Source organism: Tardiphaga sp. GW821-FHT12E02 (genome assembly GCF_058807155.1).
This window is the reverse complement of record NZ_JBXAQK010000002.1, coordinates 167,028-183,273: the sequence shown is the minus strand read 5'-3', so window position 1 is coordinate 183,273 and position 16,246 is coordinate 167,028. Positions and strand designations below refer to the sequence as shown.

18 protein-coding genes are annotated in these 16,246 nt (G+C 60.5%); 10 read left to right on the top strand and 8 right to left on the bottom strand.

The annotated features are described in order from the left end of the window. Window positions 1-19: 19 nt before the first annotated feature. Genes AC1RQ5_RS28390 through AC1RQ5_RS28380 form a run of 3 tightly spaced genes read left to right on the top strand, consistent with a single transcriptional unit; the run spans window position 20 to window position 2,223 of the window. On the top strand, window positions 20-262 hold the full coding sequence (locus AC1RQ5_RS28390; RefSeq protein ID WP_493203990.1) for a DUF3302 domain-containing protein: 243 nt from the start codon (window positions 20-22) through the stop codon (window positions 260-262). Next, window positions 259-1,194 carry an HlyD family secretion protein gene (locus tag AC1RQ5_RS28385; protein ID WP_493203988.1) on the top strand — a complete coding sequence of 312 codons (936 nt, stop codon included), beginning with the start codon at window positions 259-261 and terminating at the stop codon, window positions 1,192-1,194. The genes AC1RQ5_RS28390 and AC1RQ5_RS28385 overlap by 4 nt, the downstream gene beginning before the upstream one ends. 24 nt (window positions 1,195-1,218) lie before the next feature. Continuing rightward, window positions 1,219-2,223 (top strand): SphA family protein, encoded by a 1,005-nt coding sequence (locus tag AC1RQ5_RS28380; protein ID WP_493203986.1) that lies wholly within the window; start codon window positions 1,219-1,221, stop codon window positions 2,221-2,223. Window positions 2,224-2,394: 171 nt separating this feature from the next. Here the strand turns inward: AC1RQ5_RS28380 and chrA are convergent, their stop codons facing one another. Beyond that, window positions 2,395-3,570, bottom strand: coding sequence for a chromate efflux transporter (gene chrA, locus AC1RQ5_RS28375; protein ID WP_493203984.1), 1,176 nt, complete (start codon window positions 3,568-3,570; stop codon window positions 2,395-2,397). 504 nt (window positions 3,571-4,074) lie between these two features. Between chrA and AC1RQ5_RS28370 the strand changes: the two genes are divergently transcribed. After that, on the top strand, window positions 4,075-4,494 hold the full coding sequence (locus tag AC1RQ5_RS28370) for a DUF1236 domain-containing protein (protein WP_493196790.1): 420 nt from the start codon (window positions 4,075-4,077) through the stop codon (window positions 4,492-4,494). Window positions 4,495-4,685: 191 nt separating this feature from the next. On the opposite strand, the gene aroQ is transcribed toward AC1RQ5_RS28370, so the two are convergent. From aroQ to AC1RQ5_RS28350, 4 genes are all read right to left on the bottom strand, one after another. Further along, entirely contained in the window at window positions 4,686-5,129 is a 444-nt protein-coding gene (aroQ, locus tag AC1RQ5_RS28365; protein ID WP_493203982.1) for a type II 3-dehydroquinate dehydratase, read from the bottom strand. A gap of 15 nt (window positions 5,130-5,144) precedes the next feature. After that, window positions 5,145-6,425: a TRAP transporter large permease subunit gene (locus AC1RQ5_RS28360; RefSeq protein ID WP_493203981.1), complete on the bottom strand. Its 1,281-nt coding sequence runs from the start codon at window positions 6,423-6,425 to the stop codon at window positions 5,145-5,147. Continuing rightward, the gene (locus AC1RQ5_RS28355) at window positions 6,422-6,928 is read right to left on the bottom strand and encodes a TRAP transporter small permease (protein ID WP_493204528.1); all 507 of its coding nucleotides are present in this window, start codon (window positions 6,926-6,928) and stop codon (window positions 6,422-6,424) included. The genes AC1RQ5_RS28360 and AC1RQ5_RS28355 overlap by 4 nt, the downstream gene beginning before the upstream one ends. Window positions 6,929-7,035: 107 nt before the next feature. Then, on the bottom strand, window positions 7,036-8,052 hold the full coding sequence (locus AC1RQ5_RS28350) for a TRAP transporter substrate-binding protein (RefSeq protein WP_493203979.1): 1,017 nt from the start codon (window positions 8,050-8,052) through the stop codon (window positions 7,036-7,038). A 143-nt stretch (window positions 8,053-8,195) separates the two neighbouring features. Here AC1RQ5_RS28350 and AC1RQ5_RS28345 point away from each other — a divergent pair, with 143 nt between their 5' ends. After that, entirely contained in the window at window positions 8,196-8,933 is a 738-nt protein-coding gene (locus tag AC1RQ5_RS28345) for a GntR family transcriptional regulator (RefSeq protein ID WP_493203977.1), read from the top strand. A gap of 9 nt (window positions 8,934-8,942) precedes the next feature. Here the strand turns inward: AC1RQ5_RS28345 and AC1RQ5_RS28340 are convergent, their stop codons facing one another. After that, on the bottom strand, window positions 8,943-9,752 hold the full coding sequence (locus AC1RQ5_RS28340) for an IclR family transcriptional regulator (protein WP_493203975.1): 810 nt from the start codon (window positions 9,750-9,752) through the stop codon (window positions 8,943-8,945). Window positions 9,753-9,936: 184 nt separating this feature from the next. On the opposite strand from AC1RQ5_RS28340, the gene AC1RQ5_RS28335 reads away from it, so the two are divergent. The 4 genes from AC1RQ5_RS28335 to AC1RQ5_RS28320 are packed head-to-tail and all read left to right on the top strand — an operon-like array spanning window position 9,937 to window position 13,448. Then, window positions 9,937-10,950 (top strand): TRAP transporter substrate-binding protein, encoded by a 1,014-nt coding sequence (locus AC1RQ5_RS28335; RefSeq protein ID WP_493203973.1) that lies wholly within the window; start codon window positions 9,937-9,939, stop codon window positions 10,948-10,950. A 10-nt stretch (window positions 10,951-10,960) separates the two neighbouring features. After that, a complete protein-coding gene (locus tag AC1RQ5_RS28330) occupies window positions 10,961-11,656 on the top strand; it encodes a hypothetical protein (protein ID WP_493203972.1) in 696 nt (231 codons plus the stop codon). A gap of 5 nt (window positions 11,657-11,661) precedes the next feature. Next, window positions 11,662-12,174, top strand: coding sequence for a TRAP transporter small permease (locus AC1RQ5_RS28325; protein ID WP_493203971.1), 513 nt, complete (start codon window positions 11,662-11,664; stop codon window positions 12,172-12,174). Next, a complete protein-coding gene (locus AC1RQ5_RS28320; RefSeq protein WP_493203969.1) occupies window positions 12,171-13,448 on the top strand; it encodes a TRAP transporter large permease subunit in 1,278 nt (425 codons plus the stop codon). The genes AC1RQ5_RS28325 and AC1RQ5_RS28320 overlap by 4 nt, the downstream gene beginning before the upstream one ends. Before the next feature lie 407 nt (window positions 13,449-13,855). Here AC1RQ5_RS28320 and AC1RQ5_RS28315 read toward each other — a convergent pair whose 3' ends face one another. Both AC1RQ5_RS28315 and AC1RQ5_RS28310 read right to left on the bottom strand, forming a co-directional pair. Further along, entirely contained in the window at window positions 13,856-14,752 is an 897-nt protein-coding gene (locus AC1RQ5_RS28315) for a fumarylacetoacetate hydrolase family protein (protein ID WP_493203967.1), read from the bottom strand. A gap of 123 nt (window positions 14,753-14,875) precedes the next feature. Then, on the bottom strand, window positions 14,876-15,607 hold the full coding sequence (locus AC1RQ5_RS28310) for a FadR/GntR family transcriptional regulator (RefSeq protein ID WP_493203965.1): 732 nt from the start codon (window positions 15,605-15,607) through the stop codon (window positions 14,876-14,878). A gap of 237 nt (window positions 15,608-15,844) precedes the next feature. Here AC1RQ5_RS28310 and AC1RQ5_RS28305 point away from each other — a divergent pair, with 237 nt between their 5' ends. Continuing rightward, window positions 15,845-16,246, top strand: a complete 402-nt coding sequence (locus AC1RQ5_RS28305) for a RidA family protein (protein WP_493203963.1) — start codon at window positions 15,845-15,847, stop codon at window positions 16,244-16,246.

The following is a 16,246-nucleotide window of genomic DNA, read 5'->3' as shown; positions in this document are numbered from 1 at the left end:
GTCGAAGCGGAGCATGCCGATGAGCGGTCTTGATATCCTCGCTTGGTGCGTGCTGGCGATCCTGGTCCTGGTCATCGCACTGGTGATCTGGCTGATGGGATCAATGCCGGGCCACGTGGCGCGGCGGCGGGGACACCCATGGGCGGACGCCGTCGGCGTCGCCGGCTGGGTCACGCTGCTGTTCGGCTTCGTCCTGTGGCCCGTTGCGATGATCTGGGCGTATGTGGACGTGCCCTCCCGACGGCAGGAGCAGCGGCCATGATGATCGCACTGATGGCGCTGTATGTCGCGCTTCTGTTCTCGCTGGTGTGGTTGGGGCTGATCCGCTTCAACGCCTTCTGGAAGGCGTCGCCCCTGATTGTGCTGCTGCTGCTCAACATCCTCCTGTTCATCCCGATGGGCTGGGGTGCGCCGCAGGGCAAGGCGCTGGTCTACCGGAACGCCGTGGCGATCGTGCCCAACGTGGCAGGCGAAGTCGTGGACGTCCCTGTCGCGGCGAACGCGGCTTTGAAGAGCGGCGACGTGCTGTTCCGGATCGATCCGACCCAGTTCGACGCTCAGGTCAAAGCCGTCGAGTCCCAGCTCAAGCTGTCCACCATCCGCCTCGACCAGATGACAACCCTGTTCGAACGGGATGCGGGGCGCAGGTTCGATGTCGAACAGCGCCAGTCCCAGGTGGATCAGCTCAAGGCGCAGCTCGAGACCGCGCGCTGGAATCTCGACAAGACCACGGTGCGGGCACTTGCGGATGGCTACGTGACCAACGTCGCGTTGCGCAGCGGTGCCCGCGTCGGCAGCACGGCGCCCGTGATGGCGTTCATCGATACGTCCAGCACGAACATCGTCATCGAGATCGACCAGATCGACGCGCGCTACGTCGCCTCCGGGCAGAACGTCGAGATCGCCTTCAAGTTCGCGCCCGGCCGGGTATTCACTGGCAAGGTGGAGAGCGTCCTGCAGGCAGTGGCGAGCGGTCAGACCCAGGTCTCCGGCGAGGCGGTCATGCCGAAAGGCATTACGACGGTGCCATTCGTCGCCCGTGTCGCGCTCGACGACGTCGAGTTTGCCCGGAAGCTGCCAGCCGGCGCGACCGGGACCGCAGCCATCTTCACCGACCACGTGACGGTCAGCCACATGATCCGCCGCGTCCTGCTGCGTCAGGTCGCGATCCTCGATTACGTCAATCCCTTCTAGGACCCGCCCACGATGGAGAAAGTCATGACGCGTAGAACGATCTCGAGGATCTTGGCGTGGGCCGCGATGGGATCGGCCATCCTCGGGACCACAAGGCCGGTGACGGCTGCGGAAGGCGGCCTGACATTCTGGCTTCCCGGTACCTTCGCCAGCCTCGCGGCGGCCCCCGGCACGCCGGGTTGGTCCTGGGCGACGCTCTACATCCACAGCAACGTCGCCAGCGGCGCGGGCGCGCAATTTCCCCGCGGCGGGCGCGTGGATGTCGGCCTCGGCGGACGCGGCGACCTCGTCGGCTTCGGACCGAGCTACGTTTTCGCGACGCCGGTTCTGAGCGGTCAGCTATCGGTCAGCGTGCTCGGCATAGCCGGCCACAACCAGGCCTCGGCCGCGCTGTCGCTGACCGGACCGCTCGGCAACACCATCGCGCTGGACCGGACCCAGGGCCTGACCTCGTACGGCGACATCCTCCCGCGGGTCACCCTGAAATGGAACCAGGGCGTTCACAACTACATGGTCTACGGCACGGGCGACATCCCCGTCGGCGACTACGATCCGAACCGGTTGGCCAACCTCGGCATCGGCCACGGCGCGATCGATTTCGGCGGTGGCTACACCTACTTCAATCCGACGACCGGCAACGAGTTCTCGGCGGTCGCGGGTGCCACCTACAACTTCAAGAACACCTATACGAACTATCAGAACGGCATCGACTTCCACGTCGACTGGGGCGCCTCGAACTTCGTGACCAAGCAGTTCCAGGTCGGTCTCGTCGGATACTATCTCCAGCAGGTGACCGACGACTTCGGCGCGCCGGCGGCCCTCGGGGGCTTCCGGACGCGCATCGCCGGCATCGGACCTCAGCTCGGCTTCCTGTTTCCCGTCGGCGACATGCAGGGCTATCTCAACATCAAGGGCTACAAGGAATTCGCGGCGCAGAACCGCCCGGAGGGATTCAACACCTGGGTGACCTTCGCCATCTCGCCGAAGGAGCAGGAGCGCACGTCGACGGCGCCTCGCATTCGAAAATAGTACACCTCGAGCGATTGAATGATCGACCGACCGGCAGAATGACGGCGGGAAGACCCTCACGCCTTTTCTCGCTCGCCCTCCATCTCCTCGACAGCCAGAGTAAGGAGGCTGGCGAACAGCCTGTCGAGGGCCTGAGGCAGGACCAGCAATATGCTCGCGGCACGGACGCTGTCAGGAAATGAAGAGTTGCCCCGTCACACCGCATAGCGCGACGACCAGCCAGGGCGGTACTTTCCAGACGTACAGCAGCACGAAGGCGGCAAGGCCGAGGACGTAGTCGAACCGGTCTGTGATGCCCGCCGTCCAGACCGGGTCGTAGAACGCGGCGAGCAGCAGTCCAACGACCGCGGCGTTCACACCCGCGAGCCCCGCCTGCGCCGTGGGAATCTTCCTCAGCGCGTCCCAAAACGGCAGGAAGCCAAACACCAGCAAGAAGGAAGGCAGAAATATGCCGAGAAGGCACACTAACGCGACCGACCACCCTCCGATGACGGCGCCGAGATAGGCTGCGAAGGTGAATAACGGGCCGGGAACGGCCTGGGTTGCGCCGTATCCCGCGAGGAAGGCGTCGTAGTTCACCCAGGCCGGCACCATCTCGGTCTTAAGCAGAGGAAGCACGACGTGACCTCCTCCGAACACGAAGGAGCTCACGCGGTAGAAGATGTCGAAGAGTTGTAGTGTTCCGCTGCCCGTCAGGGAAGCGAGCAGCGGCAGCCCCAGAAGCAGTCCTGCGAACAGGGCGAGCGAAGCGATGCCCGCTCGCCGGTTGACCGGAAGCGGTAGCACGGTCGCGTCGACCAGCAGCACAGGTTTGATGGCCACCAATCCAAAGATTCCACCGAATACGATGCCTCCGATCTGCCCCCAAGCGGATGGCAGCAGGAAAGCAACGGTCATGGCGGCAACGGCGATCGACGCGCGGAGACGATCGGGCGTCAACGTCCGCGCCATGCCGAGGATGGCCAACGCGACGACCGCGACCGCGGCGACCTTCAGTCCGTGCAGCCAGCCGCCACCAAGATTGCTGCCCGCGGCATTCAGCCCGTATGCGACGATTATGAGCGCAACGGCTGAGGGCAGCGTGAAGGCCGTCCAGGCGGCAAGAGCGCCGAGATAGCCGGCCCTGGACAGGCCAATTGCGATTCCCACCTGGCTCGAGGCCGGGCTGGGCAGGAACTGGCACAGAGCCACCAGATCGGCGTAATTGTTTTCGCTCAACCATTGCCGGCGTTCGACAAACTCGGACCGGAAATAGCCGAGGTGGGCGACGGGACCGCCGAACGACGTCAATCCGAGTTTGAGGAAGATCAGAAAGACTTCCGCGGCACCTCCCACAACGCCGTTCATCGATCAACCGATCGGAAGGCGTCTGGCCCAAACTTGCCGCGAGAGAAAATCATCCAGAACCATTGAACCTCTGCGACAGCCTGCCGCACCTATGTGTGCAAGCAATGCGGAGGATGTCATGCCTATAGCCTTGAAGCGTCCAGCCATCGTTGCAGAAGAGGCCCCAAAAAGCTCAAGCCCCTTGGTCCATGTCGCCATGTTCACTGCGGCTGGCCTATTCGTCTGTCTCTTGCTTATGACTTACGGACTGGACTTGAGCCCCGGCCTATTCTGATCACATACTAAAAACTCGCCGGTGTCGCTCCCGGCGAGTCTGTCGTGTCTACCTGCCGGCGGTACGCATTACTGATCCGCCTATGATTAAAATGCCCTGCAATCCTTAAGGAAGGATTCCGAGCTGCGCCGCGTAAGCTCGTCAGGGATAGGCATTCACCCCGAAAGCCTCTGGAACATATTGCCGCACCGCAACTTGTAGCGCGGGCAATGTTCTCATGGGGTTTCACTATGTCTTTTCGTTTTATATCGTTTGTTGCAGTCGCTGCTTTGATCGCCACCAGCCAGGTCGCAATGGCTCAGGGCGTCCCCGGTGGCATGGAGCGTGGCGCACGTGATGGCGAACGCGCTGCTGGTCCGGTAGGCGCTGCGGTCGGCGCGGCAGTTGGTGGTGTTGTCGGCGGTGTGGCTGGCGTGCTTGGTGTGGACGACCGTCCCCGCTTCCGCACCTACGTCCAAGGCCGCAACGTTCGCTCGTACACCTACGCCGAGCCGGTAGCCGTTGGTACCGTACTGCCAGCTGATGGCGTGACCTATTACGACGTGCCAGATGACTATGCGTCGGTGCGAGAATATCGCTACACAGTCGTGAATGACCGCACGGTGCTGGTCGATCCGCGCACTCGTCGCGTAGTGCAGATCGTCGAGTAACACCGCTCGCGTAACGTTGACGGACGGCTCGCCTTTAACGGCGGGCCGTTTGCGTTAGGCGACACGTCGGAAGAGATCTGTAATTGCCTGAGTCACTACCGTTAAAAGTAGAATGTCGGCTTTGCGCCAATACCAGCCATTCATCGGCGAAGCTCCAAGTTCCTTAAGCGTCCACTTTAAGAATTGCAGAATTAGTCGGTCTTGGAGAGCAACTCGCCGGCCGCACGGATAGCCACCACGTAACCGTACGGGCCAAGTCCGCAGATCACCGCTGTCGCCGCTTGCGACAACACTGAGTGACGATGATATTTGTCGCGTGCATGAATGTTGGAAATGTGCAGTTCGATAATGGGCTTGTTCAATGCCTTGAGCGCATCAAGGATCGCGATCGAGGTGAACGAGTAGCCCGCCGGGTTGATAATCAACGCGTCCGCATCCTGGCGCGCCGACTGAACGAGATCGACTAAAACGCCTTCGTGGTTCGATTGATGAAATGAAATGTCGACACCGACCCTACCCGCCTCGACCTCGCAACTTGCGCGGATCTGTTCGAGCGTCGTGGTTCCATAAATATGCGGCTCGCGCACGCCGAGCAAATTCAAATTCGGACCGTTCAAGATCATCACGCGCTTCATTTTGAGGTCCTTTCGTCAACCACCGAGCCACTTCGCGGGCACCAGAACAAGTGAGGGAAACAGGGTCAGCAGAGCCAGCACGACCAGTTGGGCTATCATGAACGGCCAAACGCCCCGCATAATTTCGTCCATGCTGACCTTGGCCACGCCGCACACTACGTTGAGCACGACGCCCACGGGCGGCGTGATCAACCCGATGGCATTGTTGATGATGAACAGCACGCCGAAATAGACCGGATCGATCCCGGCAGCCTTCACAATCGGCATCAGCACCGGCGTCAGGATGAGAATGGTCGGCGTCATGTCGAGTGCGGTGCCGACGATGACGACGATGATCATCAGCACGATCATCAACAGGGTCTGATTGCCCATAAAGGGCCGGGCCAATTCGACGATCTGCGAAGAGATCTCGGCGACCGTAATCAGCCACGATGACACCAGCGCAGCCGCGACCAGGAACATGACGACGGCGGTGATTTGCGCCGAACTGATGAGGATCTGCATCAGTTGCGACAGCTTCAGTTCTCGATAGACGAATGTCGCGACGATGAACGAATAGACCGCGACGACCACCGCAGCCTCCGTCGGCGTGAAGATGCCGAAACGCAGGCCGACCACGATGATCATCGGTAGCATCAGGGCCCAGAAGCCGTCGATCAGAGCGCGGAAGATCTGTGCAAGGCTCTGGCGCGGCGGGCTGACCGAATTCTCGTTGCGGGCCACCCACCACCAGGCGAAGCAGAGGCTCACGCCCAGCATCAGACCGGGGAAGACACCTGCAAGGAACAGCTTCGAAATCGACACGCCCCCGGCAACGCCAAAGATGACGAAGCCGATCGAGGGCGGGATGATCGGCGCGATAATGCCGCCCGCGGCGACAAGACCCGCAGCGGATGCCCGATTGTGCCCAGCGGCCACCATCATTGGCACCAGCAGCGCACCGAGCGCCGCGGCATCGGCGACGGCTGATCCGGACAGCGATGCCAGAATGCAGGACGTCAGGATGGCCACGTAGCCGAGTCCGCCGCGGAGATGCCCGACCAGCGCGATGGCAAAATTCAGGATGCGCCGCGCAAGGCCGCCGACATTCATTATCTCGCCGGCGAGGATGAAAAACGGCACCGCCATCAGCGGGAAGGAATCGACGCCATTGATCACGTTCTGAGCGATGATCTGGGAGTCGTAGATGTCTAGCGACGTCATTAACGCGACACCGCAAATGATCAAAGCGAATGCAATCGGCATCCCGATTGCCATGGCGCCGAGCAGCGAAAATATAAAGATGCTGATGGTCATCGGCGTTCGCTCTCGCTGCCCTTGATCGTAGCGATCGGCGGATGTTCCTCGGACTCGCTGACAGAGATGAGGTCCGCGTTCGCCAACTGACCCGTGAAAAGGCGATACAGGTCGTGGAGAAGGATCGGGATTGCGGCGACGCCAAAAACCAGGCCCGATGCATAGAACAATCCGACTGGCAGTCCCGACGCCGGAGCGGTCGTGTCCCAGTTGAGCAGCGACTGCTTCCACGCGCCCTCGGTCAGGAGGATTGCGGCATATAGCATGAGCCCGTGGCTCGCCACGAAGCACACCTTCCGGCCCAGCGGCGACAGCATCTTGACCAGACTATCGACCCCGAGATGAGCATGTTCACGCAAGCCAACGATGGCTCCTAAAAACACCATCCAGACGAAGAGCCAGCGCGACACTTCTTCGGAGACGGCAATCCCGGAGTTGAACAGATAGCGCAGAACGACGTTGCCGAAGACCAGCACCACCATGGCCGCCAACAGGACGGCCATGACGATTTTAATGGTCCAATAATAGGCTTCGACGATCCTGCTGGTGAGCGATGCAGGCTGGACGGTCACTGGATTTCCCCGGGATAAGTCGCGGTTCTGAGGTCCGCTCAATCCTTCTGGATACGATCGAGTTCGCTGTTGAAGAGCTTGACGATGGCCGGATCGTACTCAGCCGAAAATTTCTGCGCGATAGGCTTCGTTTTCTCGCGCATCTTCGCGAGTTCAGCGGGCGCGATCTCGTTGATCTCCATGCCTTTGCTCTTCAGTTCGGCAATCGCGGCCTGCGCCTGCTCGCGACTGACCTTACGCTGATAATCACGCGCCTCGTTAGCAGCGTCCTGCAGGATCGCCTGCTCTTCCTTGGAGAGCTTGTCCCAGAACACCTTGCTGACCAGAATGATGTTAGTCGAATAGGTGTGGTTGGTGACGCTGAGATATTTTTGCACCTCGTAGAACTTGTTCGACAGGATCACCGAGAACGGGTTTTCCTGGCCATCAACAGTGCGGGTCTCAAGCGCTGTGTAGAGCTCAGAGAAGCTCATCGGCACTGGATTGGCGTTGAACGCCTTGAAAGTCTCGAGATAGACAGGGTTCGGAATCACACGGAGCTTGATGCCGTCAAGGTCCTCGCCTTTCGTTATTGCACGGCGGCTATTGGTGACGTTCCGGAAGCCCAGATCCCAGTAGCCGAGCCCGACCAGGCCCTTCTCGGGCAGTTTGGCAAGGAGTGCCGAGCCGAGCGGACCATCAAGCAACGCATCGGCCTGCTTTGGAGTCGAGACGATGAACGGGAAGTCGATCAGGCCATAGTCCTTCACGATGCCGACCAGCGACGTGGTCGCAGGCGACTGCATTTCTTGCGTCCCTGCCCGCAACGCGGACTGCTGCTGCATCTCCGATCCGAGCTGATTTGCCGGATACTCGCGGACCTTCAACTTCCCGCCGCTCTTTGCGGCGACGAGCTCGGTGAATTTCTGAACGCCCTTACTGACGGGATGGTCGGTGTTGTTGAGATGGCCCCAGCGGATTGTGCGTTCCTGCACCTGTGCCGAGACCGGCTTCGAGATTGCCGCCAGCGCGGCGAAGGCGGCGACGCCAAAGGCAACCTTCGGAAACATGACCATTTTGCTCTCCCCGATTGATATTTTGCTTGTTGGAGAGGAACGTGATGTAGGATGAAGTAAAAATCAACCGATATTTTTGATTTTAGCATACGATTTACGGATGTCGTGTCGGCTGATATAGAGGGGGGCCAATGAGGACCCCAATGCAGGATTCCACGAACGCAGACCGCTCAGCCGAGACGGTCGGTGACCATGCCTATCGCCGGATCCGCAATGACGTGATCTTCGGCAATTTGCTTCCGGGCCAAAAGTTGAAGCTCGAGAAAATGAGCACGGCCTATGGCACGAGCATCAGCACCTTGCGGGAGACACTGAACCGCCTTGGTTCGGAGGGTTTCGTGGTCGCAGAAGGTCAGCGTGGTTTCGAAGTCTCGCCGATCAGCGCCGCCGAATTCCAGCAGGTCGCGGAATTGCGTGAACTGCTGGAGGGATATGCCATCGAGCAATCCTTCAAGGCAGGCGATCTCGACTGGGAAGCCCTCGTTGTGTCGGCTCACCACAAGCTATCGGCCATGGAGCGGGCGATGCTGGCGGGCGAGAAGGCGCAGACGGAGTTCTGGAAGCAATGCGACTGGCAATTCCACCGTGCACTGACGGCGGCCTGCGGATCGCGCGTCCTGCTGGATGCGTTGGCGGCCGCCTACGACAAGTATCTGCGCTATCAGATGCTGGCGGTTGTGTTTCGCGGTGAAATTGCCGCCGAACAGCACAAGGAACTGATGAACGCGGCCCTCGCTCGGGACGCAAAGAAGGCCCGGGCCCTGCTCCACGCGCATATTCAGGGCTGCGTCGAACATGCATTGAAGAATTCCGACTGGCTTACGCCGACAGCTTCGAAGGACGCGCTGACGACCAAGACATCGAACCGCAAGCGCGCTTAGATAAGACCCCTATGTGAGGACATTACCCCACGTGCCGAGATGCGCTGATTTGAGAAGCGGCGACGCGTTTCCAGCCTGAGCCAATTCAGACGCTGCCTCGCGAATGGCGCCCCCGAATTCCAGCATGCGTTCTTCGGTCAAACGCTGTGAGGGCCCGGCGATAATGACGACGCCCCTCGCCTTCTCTCCGCCGAGTTGGACAGGCGCCGCCATCGAGCTCATGCCTGGCGCATAGACGTCGCGAAGCATGCTGTAACCACGCTTCCGACTCTGCTGGAGCATGGCAAGGAGCGCCTTGACCGTGGTTGGGGCCTTTGGTCCGAAGTTCGATGGCTGACCGAACCCCTGCCTGGTCACGGCCTCGAGCGCCTCGTCTTCCTTCAGGGTCATGAGCCAAGCATGGCCAGCAGCGCTGCAGGAGAGCCGTAGTTCGATGCCCATGTCCGGATCGTATAGGAGGCCGGACTTGGCGCCCTGCGCCTTTGCGACCAGCGTCAGGCGCTCACCGTCTACGATCGCGAGACGAACGAGCTCCTCAGTTGTTTTTGCGAGCCGCTCGATGATCGGCTGGGCGATATCGAGCACCCCGGATTTGCTGAGGAAACTGAGACCGAGCGAAGCAAGCTTGGTGGTCAGGGCGTAATCGCCCTTCAATGGCAGCGCCCGCACGTAACCGTACTTGGCCAGCTCTTGCAGGGTGCGATGGCATCCGCTGCGGAGTTGACCGAGGTCATCGGCGATTGCCGCCAGCGAAGCGCCGTCAGGCCGCGCCGACAAATATTCCAGTACTGCCAAAGACTTTTCGAGAGAACCGCTCATCACCCACCGAGATTGTGCGGGCGAACCTACCCAGCCTCTTCGCCTTCGTCAAATTTTTGAACGTTGTACATTTTGTGAATGCCATTCAAAAGATTATAGACGATAGGATATTCGGCTGGTAACGACGCGATCGGTTGCAAAACGGGAGGCGCGTTCCAGCGCCCTCGGCGCCAGGGGAGGAATTATGAAAAATTCGATTTTGCGGCGGCATGCGCTTGCCTGCGTCGCCGGTCTCGCTTTGTCGCTCAGCTCAATCTGCGCTCACGCTCAGGAACGCACGCTGAAATTCGCCTTCAGCCTGGCCAAAGACCACCCGATGGGCATTGGCGCGCAGAAATTCGCCGACCTCGTCGCGTCGAAGAGCGGCGGCAAGCTCAAGGTCAATGTGTTTCCCAACGCCGTCCTCGGTAGCGACCCGCAAAACCTGTCGGCAATCCGCGGCGGAACACTCGACTTTACCACCATGGCAACCGGCCTCCTTGCCGGCTTGAACAAGGAATTCATGGTGTTCGACTTCCCGTTCCTGTTCCGGGATTTCAAGGAAGCCTACGCGCTCAGCGATGGCCCAATCGCCAAATCCTTGCTCGGCAAACTCGAAGAACAGGGCGTTGTCGGCCTCGGCATCTGGGATCTCGGCTTCCGGAACATCACCAACAGCAAGCGGCCAATCACCAAGCCGGAAGACATCGCAGGGCTCAAGCTCCGCGTGATCGCATCGCCCATATATATCGAAACGTTCAAGGCGCTCGGCGCTAATCCGGTGCCGATGACCTTCGGTGAAGTGTATGGCGCACTGGAGTCCCGCGCGATCGACGGCCAGGACAATCCGGTCGCCGTGATCGAGACCGCAAAATTTGCGGAAGTGCAGAAGTATCTCTCGCTGACCCGCCATCTCTACACCGGCATGCCGCTGCTGATGAGCAAGAAGACCTGGGATTCGCTGTCGCCGGATGAGCGCACCGTGATCCAGTCTGCCGCCGAGGAAGCAAAAGCTGAAGAACGGAAGGCTCTGCAGAGCCAGGAGAAGGAGTCGATCGATCGCTTGCGCAAGGCGATGCAGGTGAACGAAGTGTCCGCCGTCGAACTCCAGCGGATGCGCGAAGCGGTGAAGCCGGTGGTGGACAAGTTCGCCGCCGAAGTTGGTGATGGCCTGACCAAGCAGGTGAGCGACCAACTCGCTCGTCTCCGCGCCAATTAAGGATCGTTCGATGTCACTGCTTGGATTCGGCGCCGTGGCCATGTGGTGGAACATGGCTCCTGAAATGAGAACTGAGTTTGAGGACTGGCACTCGCACGAACACTTCCCGGAACGAATGGGCATCCCCGGCTTCCGCCGGGGATCGCGCTGGGCCGACCTCACGGGAGGCACGGGTTTCTTCGTGCTCTACGAACTCGACGACTATGCCACGCTCTCCTCGCCCGGCTATCTTGCCCGGCTGAACGCGCCGACGCCGTGGTCCACGAAGATGATGCCGCATCATCGCGATATGGTGCGTAGCCAATGTCACGTGATGGACAGCTTTGGCGGCGGAATCGGTCGCGTGATGCTGACCAAGCGGATGTCTCCGATTCCGGGCCAAGATAATGAGTTGCGGCGCGGACTGGTTGCGCTGATGAAAGAACTCCCAGAAACGCCGGGCCTGACGGGCGCTCATCTGCTGCGGACCGAAACGCCCCGAATGGCGCAAACGACAGAACAGAGCATCCGTGGCGGGGATGCCGCGGCCGACTGGATCATCCTCGTCTCGGGATACGACGCGGACAGGATCGCCGACATCGATGCGAATGTGATGAACGAGGCGACTTTCGCCACCATGGGCGCTCAGCCATCCGCGACATCGGGACTGTATCGCCTCGCCTACAGCCTGAGCGAAACCGACCTCGCCACCCATAAGGCTTCGTGAGCGCCATGATGCGACTGATCTCATATTACTGCAAAGCCGTGGAGGTGATCACCGTCGCCCTGCTCGCGATGATGGTCGTTCTCGTCTTCGGCAACGTGGTGCTTCGCTATGTCTTCAATTCCGGCATCACGGTCACCGAAGAAGTCTCGCGCTGGATGTTCGTTTGGGTGACGTTTCTCGGCAGCGTGGTCGCCCTCAAGGAGCGCGGACATCTCGGCACGGAATTCCTCGTCGGTCGCCTCGGGGCGTCCGGGCGAAAGCTGTGCCTTGTCGTCGGTTATCTCCTAATGCTGCTGGTGTGCTGGCTCATCTTCAAGGGTGCGCTCGAACAGACCCGCCTGAACTGGAATGTCAGCGCCCCATCCAGCGGTGCCTCTCTCGCCTGGTTCTACTCAGCCGGCGTCGTCTTTGCGGTCTCCGCGGCCGTCATCTTGCTGGTCGATCTCTTCCGGCTGATCACTGGACGCACAAAGGACAGCGATCTCACCATCATCAAGGAATCCGAGGAAGAAGCATGACAATCCTCGTCTTCGTCGGATCGCTGATCGGCGCGATGGCGCTCGGCATTCCGATTGCATTCGCGCTTCTGGTCTGCGGTGCCGCCCTGATGTGGCGCCTCGACATGTTCGATGCCCAGATCCTCGCCGAGAACGTTATTCATGGCGCCGACAGCTATCCGCTGCTCGCCGTTCCGTTCTTCCTGCTCGCTGGCGAAGTCATGAACGCCGGTGGCTTGTCGCGCCGGATCGTCAATCTGGCCTTGATCGCTTTCGGGCACATCCGGGGCGGCCTCGGCTACGTCACCATCGTGGCCGCGCTACTGCTGGCAGCGCTGTCAGGTTCGGCCGTTGCCGATGCTGCCGCGCTATCCGCGCTTTTGCTGCCAATGATGGTTGCCGCAGGCTATGACAAGGCCCGATCCGCCGGTCTGATCGCGTCGGCCGGCATTATCGCGCCTGTCGTACCGCCCAGCATCGGTTACGTCGTCTTCGGCGTCGCGGCCAACGTCTCGATCTCGCGGCTGTTCATGGCGGGGATCTTCCCGGGTATTATGTTGGCCATGACCTTGTGCACCACTTGGTGGTGGGTCTCCAGGCGGGAGAACTTTCAACCTTCTCCACGTCGGCCACTCAACGACCTGATTGGCGCATTCCGCGAAGCGCTTTGGGCTCTCGTCCTGCCGGTGATCATTATCGTCGGACTGAAGATGGGGGTGTTTACTCCGACGGAAGCAGGCGTGGTCGCGGCATTCTATGCCCTATTGATCTCGACGCTGGTCTATCGCGAGTTGCGCTTCGCAGATCTTTACCCCGTCTTCGTTCGGGCCGTCCGGACCAGCGCCGTGGTCATGTTCCTGGTGGCGGCCGCCGCGGTTAGCGCCTGGCTGATCACCGTCGCAAACATTCCCGGCGAAGTCGTTGCCCTGCTCGAACCGCTGATCGGCTCGCCGACACTCCTGATGCTGGCCATCATGGTGTTGGTGATGATCGTCGGCACCGCTTTGGACCTGACTCCGACCATCCTTATTTTGACCCCCGTCCTCATGCCGCTGATCAAGGCGGCCGGGATCGATCCGGTCTATTTTGGCGTTCTGTTCATGATCAACAACGCGATCGGCCTCATTACACCGCCCGTTGGCGTCGTCTTGAATACGGTTGCAGGGGTCGGCAAGGTCAGCATGGATGCCGTGACCAAAGGCGTGCTTCCATTCATGGCCGCGGAATTCGCCGTCATGTTTCTGATGGTGCTCTTCCCAAGCCTCGTGATGGTGCCTGCCCGCTGGTTCTACTGAGAACCTGCCGCCATAGGGAGTAACATCGGACAGCCGATCGTTTGACGCTTTGAATGATCGCGTTTGCTCGTGCCGTCATGGCCACCGGCACCATTGCGGCACGGCGAAGCTGCTAAATGTCGCCGCGTCCTGTATCAGCCGGCTCGGCGCAGCATCCATCGCATTACCAGCGGCCTTGTGATTTCTACGACCGTCAATGTCGATGCCCGATGGCATGTGGCGGCCATTCCGCCGCGATCATCGACCAGGGAAGGTCCGTCCGTATCGAAATTGCCCGTGACGGGACCGTGGTCGTTGAGGGCATAAAAAGAGCGAGCACAAGGCCACTAAGGGCTCTGGTGCTCGCCGACTGGCACATGCGCGCCAAATGTCCGCTTTGCGCCAAGAGCAGACTAGGGAATCTTCCACTACTGACGGATGGTCGCCTCAATGTGATTTCTCAACGTGCCGATCCGGTCGATATGGCATTCGACGATATCACCGGGCAGACAATATCGCGTCGCGCGAACCAGCCCCTGCTCGCCGGTCCAGACGCCGCCGAGTTCGCGATCGGCCGACCAGGCCGTTCCCGCAGGCGACCCGGTGATGATCACCATACCCGGTCGTAGCGTGAAGTTGACCGAGAAGAAATGGATCAGGTCGGCACAGGTCCAGATCATGTCGCTGGTCGCGGAGTGCTGCCGCAATTCTCCATTGATGCGTGTCGAGATCTGCAGACTCTGCGGATCGCGGATTTCATCTGCCGTCACGATCACCGGGCCGAGCGGAGCACTGGTGTCGAACGCCTTGCCACGGCCGAGTTCGTACCACACGGTGCCGTTGGAGGCCGTCCGCACCTGGCGATCGCGCGCGGTGACGTCATTGACGATGGTGTAGCCGAACACGTGGTCCAGCGCGGATTTCACGGGAATGTGGCGGCCAGGCTTGCCAATCACCACGGCTAATTCGGTCTCGCAATCGAGCTTCTGCGTCAGCGCTGCGTCGAACAAGATCGCGCCATTCGGCCCGACAACCGAATCGGACGTCTTGACGAAGAATTCCGGCTCCTTGCCGGACAGCGGCGTGTTGGCCTTTTCACTGTTATGGGCGCGGTAGTTGCTGCCGGCACAGAGGATCGTCGATGGCATGATCGGCGCGTCGAGGCGCACCGCCGCGAGATCGTGAATCGCGGTGGCGGGGGCCCGTTCCGCAATCGCTTTGAGGTCCAGGCGGCCCTCGATGGACGCACTGATCAGCGCGCGCATGTCGCGGGCGCAATCGCCATCTCCGCCATGATGCTGCAGCACGGCTGCAACATCGATCACCTCGTCTCCAGTCAATATCCCGACCTTGCACGACCGAGCGCCAATTCCAAAGCTGACCAGTTTCATCGCATATCCGTATGTGGGAGATGAAGGCATGGCTGAAGCAGAAACGTCGTCGAGCGTCTATTCGCCCTTAAACATCATCTTCTTGACGTTCTGCAGATGAATTTTCATGGCGGTCTGCGCGGCAGCGGCATCGCGCCGGCGGATCGCATCGACGATGTCCACATGTTCGATCGTGTGGACTTCGCGCATCTGATCGGTCAGCGTCTTCTTCTTGAGCGCACCCCAATCGCCCTGATTGCGGATCTGGGTGACGATGACGGCAAAGGCCGAAAACAGCGGGTTGCGCGTCGATGCAGCGATCGCACAATGCAAAGCGTCGTCGCAATCCTCGAACTGCTGCAGGCTTTTCGCGCCCCGTGACTGATCGACGGCCGCCTGCATCTGCTCGATGTCTGCGCCGCTTGCCCGTGCGACCGCGAGCTCGGCAATCGACGGCTCGAGGGACAGCCGGAATTCCATCAGGTCGCGCGGGCTGGTCTGCCGCACGAGATCGAGATTGGCCGACATCGGCGTCGCGCCGCCTGCCACGGGTGCCAGTGACAATGTCTCACTGATGAATGTCCCGCGACCGACTTCTCGGACGATGACGCCTTCCTGCTCGAGACCGTCCAGCGTCTTGCGCACCGTGTTGCGCGCCGCGACGAAACGCGCCGCGATCTCACGTTCGGTCGGGAGTTTGTCGCCTGGCTTCAGGGCCTGCGTCGCAATGCCGGCTTCGATAAAACGTCGAATCTCGCGCGCCGCTTCACGCGCCCTGTCGCGCACATTGTCGTCCGTCGTGGTCGGCATATTGGTTCTCTTTTGGGCGCTTAACGCGCCAATCTTCCCAGATTGGGCAGATTCCGCTGGATAATGCAAACCATCGACCGGCACGTCAACCAGTTTCTTGATCACTAAAAAAGCATAAGTGCCAACATTTTCGACAATCGACGGCCTTGACAACCGCCGTCCATGCTCCACCAATATGGTTCACGACGCAGCACATTGGTCTTCTTTTGGTTCATTACGTCGGCGCAGGAGATTTTGATGAAGGGTAAACAGACATACGTGGTCGGCAAATTGTCGGGAGCGATTGCCGGTGATCGCAAGATCCCTCTGTCGGCCGTGACCAGCGGCAACGGCTTCGTTTTCGTGTCTGGCCTGCCGCCGGTCAACCACGTGACGGGTGAACTGGTCCGCGGCGACATCCTGGTCCAGACCCGGCAGTGCCTCGAAAACGTCAAGGCCGCCCTCGAAGTCGCCGGCTCGTCGATGGACCAGGTGCTCAAGGTCACGATCTACGCGGTGAACTGCGCCTACTTCAAAGACATCAACGCCATCTATGCCGAATATTTCCCGAACGATCCGCCGGCCCGCACCTTCTGCACGGTTGGCGCATGGCCATGGGAATTCGACATCGAGATGGAAGCGATTGCGTTGCAGTCCTAA

Bases quoted from the DNA above. Each gene is read 5' to 3' on its own strand.
- AC1RQ5_RS28390 (WP_493203990.1), top strand. From the start codon at position 20: ATGAGCGGTCTTGATATCCTCGCTTGGTGCGTGCTGGCGATCCTGGTC.
- AC1RQ5_RS28385 (WP_493203988.1), top strand. From the start codon at position 259: ATGATGATCGCACTGATGGCGCTGTATGTCGCGCTTCTGTTCTCGCTG.
- AC1RQ5_RS28380 (WP_493203986.1), top strand. From the start codon at position 1,219: ATGACGCGTAGAACGATCTCGAGGATCTTGGCGTGGGCCGCGATGGGA.
- chrA (WP_493203984.1), bottom strand. From the start codon at position 3,570: ATGAACGGCGTTGTGGGAGGTGCCGCGGAAGTCTTTCTGATCTTCCTC.
- AC1RQ5_RS28370 (WP_493196790.1), top strand. From the start codon at position 4,075: ATGTCTTTTCGTTTTATATCGTTTGTTGCAGTCGCTGCTTTGATCGCC.
- aroQ (WP_493203982.1), bottom strand. From the start codon at position 5,129: ATGAAGCGCGTGATGATCTTGAACGGTCCGAATTTGAATTTGCTCGGC.
- AC1RQ5_RS28360 (WP_493203981.1), bottom strand. From the start codon at position 6,425: ATGACCATCAGCATCTTTATATTTTCGCTGCTCGGCGCCATGGCAATC.
- AC1RQ5_RS28355 (WP_493204528.1), bottom strand. From the start codon at position 6,928: ATGGCCGTCCTGTTGGCGGCCATGGTGGTGCTGGTCTTCGGCAACGTC.
- AC1RQ5_RS28350 (WP_493203979.1), bottom strand. From the start codon at position 8,052: ATGGTCATGTTTCCGAAGGTTGCCTTTGGCGTCGCCGCCTTCGCCGCG.
- AC1RQ5_RS28345 (WP_493203977.1), top strand. From the start codon at position 8,196: ATGCAGGATTCCACGAACGCAGACCGCTCAGCCGAGACGGTCGGTGAC.
- AC1RQ5_RS28340 (WP_493203975.1), bottom strand. From the start codon at position 9,752: ATGAGCGGTTCTCTCGAAAAGTCTTTGGCAGTACTGGAATATTTGTCG.
- AC1RQ5_RS28335 (WP_493203973.1), top strand. From the start codon at position 9,937: ATGAAAAATTCGATTTTGCGGCGGCATGCGCTTGCCTGCGTCGCCGGT.
- AC1RQ5_RS28330 (WP_493203972.1), top strand. From the start codon at position 10,961: ATGTCACTGCTTGGATTCGGCGCCGTGGCCATGTGGTGGAACATGGCT.
- AC1RQ5_RS28325 (WP_493203971.1), top strand. From the start codon at position 11,662: ATGATGCGACTGATCTCATATTACTGCAAAGCCGTGGAGGTGATCACC.
- AC1RQ5_RS28320 (WP_493203969.1), top strand. From the start codon at position 12,171: ATGACAATCCTCGTCTTCGTCGGATCGCTGATCGGCGCGATGGCGCTC.
- AC1RQ5_RS28310 (WP_493203965.1), bottom strand. From the start codon at position 15,607: ATGCCGACCACGACGGACGACAATGTGCGCGACAGGGCGCGTGAAGCG.
- AC1RQ5_RS28305 (WP_493203963.1), top strand. From the start codon at position 15,845: ATGAAGGGTAAACAGACATACGTGGTCGGCAAATTGTCGGGAGCGATT.